Below are 7,459 nucleotides of genomic sequence, written 5' to 3' on the forward strand. Positions count from 1 at the left end.
CCGCGGTGAGCGGGGCCAGGCCCCGTCCGGCTTCGGCGGTGGCGTCGGCGAGTATCCCGCCGGTGTCCACGGGCATGCCGGCGCTGTCGACGAGGCTGCTGAGCGCGCTCAGCAGCCGGTAGCGGGTGCCCAGCAGCCCGAACCGGCCGCCCCCGCCACCGGCGAAGGCGCGCAGTCCGCCGCCGTAACCGCCCATCGCGGCAGGGGAGTTCATCGCGAGAGCAGCGCCGAGCTCGGAGGAGTCGCCGGGCAGGTGGGTGCCGCCGACCTTGGCGTAGCGCATCCGCATGGCCATGCGCTGGCCGAAGGTGGTGATGCTGCTGAGCATGCGGCGGTGGCCGGCCGCGCCGGCGATGGCGAGGACGTCGATGAGCAGGATCCGTTCGACCATGAGGTCGGGGCCGTTGGTGAGGGTGGCGTCGATGGCGATGCCGAAGAACGGGATGAACGCGCAGATCGCGACGAGGGCGAGGATCGCGATTCCCCACAGTGACAGCCATTTCCACACGCTCTGGCGTGGTGGTCCGGGCAGCATGCCCGCGATGAACGTGATGCCGCCGGCGGCTGCGGCTGCGGCGCAGATGCCCTGGGTTGCGAGCAGCACGATCGCGGAGGACAGCAGCATGCCGCAGATGAAGAGTGCGGCGATCAGGAGCAGGGCGGCGCCGCCGACCCGCCACCAGGTGGGTTTTTCGGCGTAGGCGGCGCACGCCTTGCCGACCGGTCCCGCTCCCTTCATGGCGGCGAGGAACGCGGCGAACTCCTGATCGTCCTCGCTGATAACCGGGGCAGTGACGTTCAGTAGATCCCCGCCAGAAGTGATCGGGGGCAGCTCGCCAGTGGTCAGTTTGCCGTCATAGTCGCCCTCGCAGATCTTCTTGGCCTCGCCGACGATCAGGCGGCAGGGATCCTTCGCCTTCTCTTGTCGGCGCTGCTCGCAATAGGGCCTGGCAGCTGGTGCGAGCCGATCGCAGTCGTTTGAGCTGGCGGCTTCCTCCGTGCTGGAGTCGTAGCCGCCGCTGACCCACATCAGATGGATCGCGTAGGCCTTGCGGTCGGACGCCCTCGCGGGATCGAGGATCCGGCCGTACTCCAGGAGCATGTACGGCTTGACGATCAGCGCGTTGGTGATCGAGTCCTGGAGCGGACGGGCGATGTCCGCCGCAGAGACCGGCGCCTCGTCGGCATGCTGCAGGCACTTGAGTTCGGCGTTGCCGGCCATCCCCGCACACGGGTCGGCGGAGGCGATCTTCCCGCCCCAGTCGTAGGAGTTGACGCTCTGCTGGGCGACCTCGGAAGCCACCTGCTGTGCCTGGCCGAGCGGGCCGTCCTGGGTGAGGAGGTAGTCGGGGCGCACGAACGTGGAAGCGGCGAACGCCGCGATCAGCAGGGTCAGGAAAATCTCGCCCAGTCCGCGCCCGACGCGGCCGCGGACAATCATGAAGCCGGCGAAGACGAAACCCCAGGCCAGCAGGAGGCCTTTCAGCCCCAGGGTGTGGACGACCAGGTGGTTGTAGGTGTCGGCGACCTCCTGCGCGGGACGGATCAGGACCTTCAGCAGCGGGAACCGGAAGGCGAGTTCGATCGCCCACCCGGCCAGCCCGACCAGCAGCCGGATCACGGTGAACAGGGCGGACAGCGCGAACGAGAGGGCCTGCGCCTTGAAGTCCACGATGGAGCCGCCCTCGGAACCCAGGTCGTAGCCGTTGATCGGCACACCTTCGGAGGAGGCGATGTTCAGCGGGGAGAGGAGGTCACCGGTCTCGCTGCTGCTGCTCGCTGCGTACACGACCTGGGTGTTGGCCAGGGCGAAGACGCTGGTGAGCAGGAGGGCGAATCCGGCTGAGCGCAGGGTGGCGCGGTCTGGGCGCCGCATGTCAGCGCTGCCTCTGGCGGGCGGTGTGGCGCCACGAGACGACGGGACCGGTCGGGCCCGCGCCGGCCGGTAGCAGTCGCCACGCTGCCGTGGCCCGGCTGTGGTGCTGGGCCGGGGTGGCGTGTGTGGTGCTGTGCTCGCAGTACGCCTTGGCCGGTCCCGCGATCAGGTTGCACGGATCATCGTGCGCGCGGGGTGAACTGGCTGCGAAGGCCTGTCCGGTGTGCGGCCACCACGCGTCCGGCACGCTCACCCCGCAGACCAGGGCGAGTACGCCGGTGGTCACAGTGATCACGGTGAGGACGGCCGCGGCCGCGCGGATGCGTCGGGAGCGGTCCCACGAGGAAGTGATCATTGAACGTGCTCCTTCGGGCGGGCGACGGCCTCACCGGCGGGCGGCTTTGCCGCTGAACCCGTGTGGTGTGAGGCGTTGGCGGAGTGGTGTCCCGGTGTGGTGGTGATGGACGACTCGATGCGCGGGATGCGGGGGATGACGGCTTTCACCCGGCCGGTGTTCTGCCGCGGGCAGGCCAGCAGGAACTCGCCCTCCCGGCCCTTGCGGCCGACGGGGGACAGGCCGGTGGTCACCATCCGCAGCAGTTCCGGGTCGCCCGGGTCGAGGCCGATGAACTCCAGGCCGCGGCGGGCGCGTTCGCGGTCGGTGGTGCGGGCCAGTGCCCGGTAGGCCATCAGGCCGCGGTCGGGGCCGAGTTCCTCGGCGTCGTGGGATGCGCCGAGGAGGCCGGCGCCGTGTTTGCGGCCGTCGTGGAGGATCTCGTGGACCAGGGCGGTGCCCTCGGCCGACGAGGTGAGCCAGTACAGCTCGTCCAGGACCACGGCGGTGAACCGCTGGGGGTCTTCGAAGGCGGTCTGGCGGGCGATTGCGGCGATCAGGTAGAGCACCGCGCGTCCGATGAGTGCTTCCAGCGGCTGCTGGAGGAGAACCTCCGGCTTGTCGAACGCTGCTTTCGGTGGCAGCTTCAGGCCGGTGGTGGTGATCACGATCATGTCGGAGGTGCTGGAGGCGTCCAGCCGTACCGGCGGCAGCGTCGGGTCGAAGACCATCGCCGCGAGGGAGTTGGTGGCCACCACCCGGATCAGGCCGGCGAGGATGGCGGCTGCGTCCTGCCGCTTGCCCACCTCGTTCGTGGCCATCGCATCGAGGACCTGGAGGACGCGGTGCATGGAGGGCTGCTGGCCGGCGGCGGCTTGCTCGACGGCGTGGTGGAGGACCTCGCCGTTGGTGCTCATCGGGCCGATGCCGAGTTGCAGGGTGAGGTAGGAGAGGGCGTAGTGGCGGCCCTCGGGTCCGTTGAACATGCGCAGCGGGTCGATGGAGACCTCGGCGCGGGCGGCGTCGACGATCTGGACGCGTCCCTTCGCGGCGGTGCGGGCGAAAGCAGCCCATTCACGCACGGGGGTGCGGTCGATGCAGATCGCGCACCCGCCGCGCGCCCAGACTGCTTCCGTGATCAGTTTCTGCAGGACGCTCTTGCCGGCGCCGAGGTCGCCGACGATGCCCATCGACGCGGACGCGTCGACTTTGGGCGCGTCCGCCACGTTGATCATGACGGGGCGGGTGGTGCCCGAGTCGAGGTCGATGCCGAGGAACATGCCGGCCGGGTCGCCGACCTCGGAAGCGGTGAAGGCTCCGCCCAGTGCCCAGTCCTCGGAGATCTGGTGCTGGGTGAATTCGCGTAGTATGCCTGGCCGTGCGGTGCCGGGCAGGCCGAGGGTGAAGAGGGCTTCCTGGAGGCCGGCGGGGCGGACGGCCCGGTAGTCGGCGCCGCCGAGGAGTGCGGCCAGGGCGCGGGCGCGGGCGTCGCAGACGGCTGCGGTCGGCCCCCATACGGTCAGCACGGTCACGGACTGCACCTCGACCTCGACCGAGGTGCGGGAGAGGCGGGCGTCCAGCTCGCCGAGATCCCGGGCGGCCTCGGAGAGGGAGGCGGGCATGCCGGTGGGGCGGGCGTCGTACTGGTCGGCCTGGTCGATCAGCTCGTTCTTCTTGCGCCGTACTTGGTCCCGCGCCTTCTCGGCGGGCACCAGGGTGAGGTCGATGGTGTAGTCGACGGGAAAGTCGAGGCTTTCCAGCTGGGCGAAGAGGTCGGCGGCGTCCTGCGCGACGGCGGGCGGGCACTCGGCCAGCGCCAACTGCGCCTGATATCCCACCCCGGTGTCCGTCTCGACCTGCAGCCAGCGCCGCCGCAGCGGGGAGGCCGCCTTCAGCCGCCACCAGGCCTTGCGGCCCGACCGCGCTATCTGCCCGGCACTCGTGAGGTCGTCGAGGTCGTCGAGTTCGGGGTCGATGCCGCCTTCCTGGAGGCGTACCTGGCCGAGGTCGGCGTAGCTGGGGGAGCGCAGCACTCCCTCGCGGACCTGCCCTCCGTACAGTTCGCTGGCTTCGGCCTCGGCCAGCAGGGGTTCCGCAAGGCCGCGGTGGAGGGCGTGCTGGATCATCCACACGATCTCGGCCGGGCGGGCGGGGCGGAAGGCGATGCCGCCGGTGAGCGCGGCCTGGACCCGGGAGGCCTGCTCGCGGTATGCGGTCACCTCGCGCCGTGCCACCGGGGCCGGCCGCATGCCCAGTGCCGGGGACAGTTCCGCCCACATCGCGCCGAGCGACGCCGACATCCGCAGGCCGGTGCTCTCGGTCTGTAGCGGTACTGCCAGCCACAGGGTGCGGCGGTGCATCTCCTGACCGTCCAGCAGATCGAGGGTGGCTTCGACGTTCTCCACCCACGGATGCGGACCGCCGCTCGGTGCCGTGTCGGCCGGCTCGATGCCCTCGATCATGCGCAGGGCGATCTCGCCCGGGTCGACCTGCGCGCACAGCCCGAACAGGCGTGGAGCCCCGGACAGGGAGCGGATCAGATGAGTGATCCTGGCGAGCTGCTCGTCACGGACCGCGGCGGGCACATAGGTGCCCTGCACGGTCTCCTCACTGCGGCCGCGGGCGTCCGGGCCGGGGTGGAGGCGGTAGATCGCCCACACGCTGCCCTGGGTTGACCACACCAGGTGTCCGGCGATGTGACGGATCGGTACCCTCATCGCGCGTCCCTGTCCTGCGTGGTGAGGGCGAGCAGTTGCTGCACACCGGACACCGGGCGGACCGCCGCTTCAGGAACAACTGACGCCGTGCGACGGCGTGCCGGCGGGCGCGGCGTGTTTGGACCACGGCGAGGCGTCCGATCGGCGGAGCGTCCTGACCAGCGCCCCGACCTGCGCTCCGGTTCCGGTGTGCCCGCCGTGGCGGGCGCGGGCGTGTCTTCGATGGTGAAGCCGCCGAGGAGCGGGTGGGGAGCGCGGTCGCGGGCGGGGTGTCCGCCGATCCGTCCTCCGCGCGGCTGCGAGCCGAGCAGCAGCCAGCCCAGGGCGGCTTGCATGGGGGCACGCCCCCGGATTTTCGGGCGGCGCACGGTCCAGATCGTGAGCAGCCAGGCCACGATCGGGACGGGCCCCATCCACGACCACCACGCAATGGTCTTGGCGAGGAGGAAGCCGCCGGTGACGGCGACGGCGATCTGCGCGGGTGTGTAGGGGCCGAGGGGGATTCTCCAGTCGGCGACCTTGCCCAGCACCCAGGGGTGGCGGCGGGCGGTCGTGTAGAAGCGGCCCACCCGACCGGCGGCGGCCGCGGTCACAGCCGGCCTCCGGCGCCGGGCGAGTGCACGTGGGAGGCGGGGAGTTCGGAGTGGACAACGCCCGGGACGGCGGGTGCGCTCTTGGACGGGTTCTTCACCTCGTCCTCGAACATGTTCGCGAGACTGTTGCGCGAGTCGTAGAGTCCCAGCGCGATCACCATCAGGAGCAGGGCGCCGATCCCTGCCTTGAGCGAGAACTTTTGGATCATGGTGACGACGACGAGGACGAGGAGACCGGCCGTCAGGCCTGTGGTCGCCCAGTTCTTGAACATGCCGATCCAGTGGTTGCCGAGGTTGTCCAGCTGCCCGGCGAGCAGCACGCTGTGCACCGTGTTCACCGGACACCGCCCACCTGTGCGGTCCCGGGCTCCCCGGACTCTCCGGATTCCAGTGCGGCGACTTCCCACCGGCCGGAGCGGGTCCTGAGGGTCAGTTCGTAGGCCAGCGGCCAGCGGCCGCCGGTGTCCCGGGCCTCGACCTGGGCGAGGACATGCACCGTTGTGCCGTCGGCCGGCACCTGCCCGGCGGCGGCCTGTTCGACGGCGGAGATCTGCTGGAGGGTGAGCGCCGTGTACGGGGCGGGGGAGACGGCCGACAGCGTCACGCCGGGTGCGAGGTAGCGGTCGATCTCTCCGGAACCGGTCAGGTAGGCGGCGAAGAACTCCCCGAGCGCGGACGAAAGAGCACCCTCGGAGACGCTCACGCCGTACGACGGCTTCGCTGCCTCGGCCCGGGCCGGGCCGGCCACCACGGCCGGCGCACCGGTCACCGTGAACGAGCCACCGGTGCTGTCCGACACCACGGGGACGGTGTAGTAGCGCACCGTGCCGTCGGCGTACTGCGCAGCCACCGTCACCGACCACGCACCACCGCCGTGCTGCGCACTGCGCACCGCCGTCACGGACTGCGGCGCGCGCTGCGCATCTGCGGCCGGGTCGGGCAGTTCGACGTCCGGCGCGAGCGCCTGCGCAAGCCGGGCCTGCGCACTCGTCGTGTTGTCGGTGCTGCTGCGCAGCCATGTGCTGATGAACAACTGTGCATAGCCGCCCGGGTCGGCGGCGCCCGTTGCGGTGTGCACGGAGGTGGACTTGGCCGGGGTGGCGGCCTCGACCGTGGTCGGGGTGGAGGCGACGGCGACGGCCAGGGCGATCGGGCCGGCCGCGATGACGGTCCACACCGCCAGGCGCGAGAGACGCACGCGGCGCCGCATCGCTTCCAGCCGGGCGCCGGCCGCCATCGGAGCAGCAGCCTCGCTCTCTGCGGCCTGCTTGGCAGGGGACATGGTCAGACTCCCAGGTCGGAACGTGTACGTGCTGACCTTGAGGAAACCCGCCGACCCCGACCTGACCACCGACCATGAACCCCCGACCACGGTCACGATGGAGACACGAAGCCCATGGTCGGGCTCGTGGTCGGCCCGACCAGCGGGCCGGCCACGGGCTCACCGGGGAAGGGACATCGCGTCCGCTCACGGTTCCCGGGCCCGAGCCGGGAGATCGGCGACCATGCGTCCCGCATGCAACGGCCCCGCGTCGATGCGCAGAATGATGTCGCGCGGACCTTGTGAGGCACGTGCGCAGTGCGCCGCCTGCACCCCGCGCAGGAGAAGACCGGGAGTTCTCGCGGCGGTTGCGCAGCTGCACCGCCCATGGCGACTGCGCACGGTCCTCGGCCGGTTGCGCAGCCCGAGTACGCAACGCCCGCCCCAAGGCTGCGCAGTGGGATGCGCAACGGCTGCGTCCCGGGGGTGAAGACGGTGTGGTCGGCCCGACCATGAGCCCGACCATGGCGGGTGGACGGCTGTGTTGCCGGATCGTGACCGGTGGTCGGGGCTGATGGCTGCCGGTCTGGTCGGGGCCGGCGGATGAGCTGACGGCATGGAGTACATGCGCCTGCCCGCGCCCGGGCCCGCCGGCCGGCCCACCCCGGTGGGCCCGGG

The 7,459-nt window shown here is 71.1% G+C and carries 6 protein-coding genes; all 6 read right to left on the reverse strand.

Annotated elements, in window-relative coordinates:
* Positions 1-1,876: hypothetical protein (locus tag R6V09_RS41180; protein WP_317886607.1), on the reverse strand; the 1,876-nt coding region annotated here is incomplete at its 3' end.
* A 1-nt stretch (position 1,877) separates the two neighbouring features.
* Positions 1,878-2,231: a hypothetical protein gene (locus tag R6V09_RS41185; RefSeq protein ID WP_317886608.1), complete on the reverse strand. Its 354-nt coding sequence runs from the start codon at positions 2,229-2,231 to the stop codon at positions 1,878-1,880.
* Positions 2,228-4,927: an ATP-binding protein gene (locus R6V09_RS41190; RefSeq protein ID WP_317886609.1), complete on the reverse strand. Its 2,700-nt coding sequence runs from the start codon at positions 4,925-4,927 to the stop codon at positions 2,228-2,230. Before R6V09_RS41190 ends, R6V09_RS41185 begins: the two co-directional genes overlap by 4 nt.
* Positions 4,924-5,520, reverse strand: coding sequence for a hypothetical protein (locus R6V09_RS41195; RefSeq protein ID WP_317886610.1), 597 nt, complete (start codon positions 5,518-5,520; stop codon positions 4,924-4,926). Before R6V09_RS41195 ends, R6V09_RS41190 begins: the two co-directional genes overlap by 4 nt.
* On the reverse strand, positions 5,517-5,858 hold the full coding sequence (locus R6V09_RS41200) for a hypothetical protein (RefSeq protein ID WP_317886611.1): 342 nt from the start codon (positions 5,856-5,858) through the stop codon (positions 5,517-5,519). Before R6V09_RS41200 ends, R6V09_RS41195 begins: the two co-directional genes overlap by 4 nt.
* Positions 5,855-6,802 (reverse strand): conjugal transfer protein, encoded by a 948-nt coding sequence (locus tag R6V09_RS41205; RefSeq protein WP_317886612.1) that lies wholly within the window; start codon positions 6,800-6,802, stop codon positions 5,855-5,857. Before R6V09_RS41205 ends, R6V09_RS41200 begins: the two co-directional genes overlap by 4 nt.
* Between the last annotated feature and the right edge of the window lie 657 nt (positions 6,803-7,459).

It is taken from the genome of Streptomyces sp. W16, assembly GCF_033194735.1.
Taxonomy (GTDB): Bacteria; Actinomycetota; Actinomycetes; order Streptomycetales; family Streptomycetaceae; genus Streptomyces.